At 65.2% G+C, this 1304-nt stretch carries 2 protein-coding genes; both read right to left on the bottom strand.

Annotation, left to right across the window (positions count from 1 at the left end; genetic code table 11):
- Window positions 1-85: 85 nt before the first annotated feature.
- A complete protein-coding gene (locus tag A2J02_RS05880) occupies window positions 86-454 on the bottom strand; it encodes a hypothetical protein (protein ID WP_068047992.1) in 369 nt (122 codons plus the stop codon).
- Window positions 454-1304 (bottom strand): phage major capsid protein (locus A2J02_RS28080; RefSeq protein ID WP_197477951.1); only part of this gene is annotated, 851 nt, incomplete at its 5' end. The genes A2J02_RS05880 and A2J02_RS28080, both read right to left, overlap by 1 nt.

Here is a 1304-nt window from a genome sequence, read left to right as displayed (position 1 = left end):
GTCTTCTGCACTTCCCACCCTTGGACGGTGAGGCCAGCCACCTTGAGGGTGTCGATGATCTCGGCTTGCGTTTGCGTGAGGTTCATCAGAACGGAGCCACATAGCGGCGTACCTCGCGGATGATGACATTCATTGGGTCCCTGGATGATCGAGCCGAGACGACGTTCTCGAACCGGTCGGTGAACTGGCTCGGGCCGGCGTTCTGGTCGAAGATCTCGGCGGCGACGTTGAGGTACCACCGCTTCATGGTGGCGTCTGGGATGGGGCGCATCGGGTCCGAGCAGAAGTCGTCCACCATTGCGATGGCCGAGTCGAGGTCGCGACGTGCTGCCTGTTCGTGGTCGTCGGCACCCGCGCCGACGTACGTGCGGAACTCTTCGAGCGACGGCACTGCTGCGGCATTGGGATTGGCCGGCGTTCCTCCGTCCACGTCGCCGGTCGCGGGTGTCGTCATCAGACGGTCCAGGTGATGCGCGTGAGTCCCTTGGGCTGTTCGCTGTAGATGCCCTGGTAGCCGTAGAGCGAGAAGTCCTTCGTCAGGTTGATGATGTTCTCGTCCTGCAGGCTGAACGGTGCGCCGGCCGATTCCATCGTGGTGATGGCTTCACGGGACGCGACGGCCGCGTAGTTGGCGGGAAGGCGCGGCACGCAGATGACGGGCTTGCCGGCGATCTGTCCGGTGAGCTCGATGGAGCCGAGGTCGAAGTTGCCGGCCCAGGTGTTCTGGCCGTTGCCGGCGACCTCGAACACGGGACGGCCGGTGCTGTCCTCGATCAGTGCCATGCCCTTGGCGACATCGCGGCTGACGATGATGGCGTCGGCGGCGAGGCCCTTCGAGTTGTCCTCGATGGCCCAGGCGGCGTCCATGATGACCGAGATCCACTCGGGTGCGCTGTCGGGCTTGCCGGCCCCGGCGAGTGCGATGAGGTTGGTGGAGTCGGCACCTGCGGTCGGGAGTGCGAGCAGGAATGTACGTACGTACAGCTCGAACGCTTCGGCGTACTGGATGCCCATCCACCGCATGCCGGTGTCGAGGATCGCGACCTTGGATCGTTCGATCGCCTGCCGGCTGAAGCTGGTGTAGCCGCCGACGGTGCGGACGGTGCCGGACCCGGTGCCGAGCTTGATCTCGAGGTAGGCGAGATCGTCGCCCTCGGCAGCCTGGACGGTGATCGCGCCGGTCTCTTCGATCACCTTGGCGTACTCGAAGCTGTTGCCGTCCGGCGGCAGCGATTCGCGGGAGAAGATGGTCGACAGGGGCCGGCGACGGTTCGTGAGCCGCAGCTGCTTCTCCAGCCAGTACG

The organism is Rhodococcus sp. EPR-147 (genome assembly GCF_001647185.1).
Classification (GTDB): Bacteria; Actinomycetota; Actinomycetes; order Mycobacteriales; family Mycobacteriaceae; genus Rhodococcoides.
Note: the sequence above shows the minus strand (reverse complement) of the source record. Positions and strands in the feature narration are given on the sequence as shown.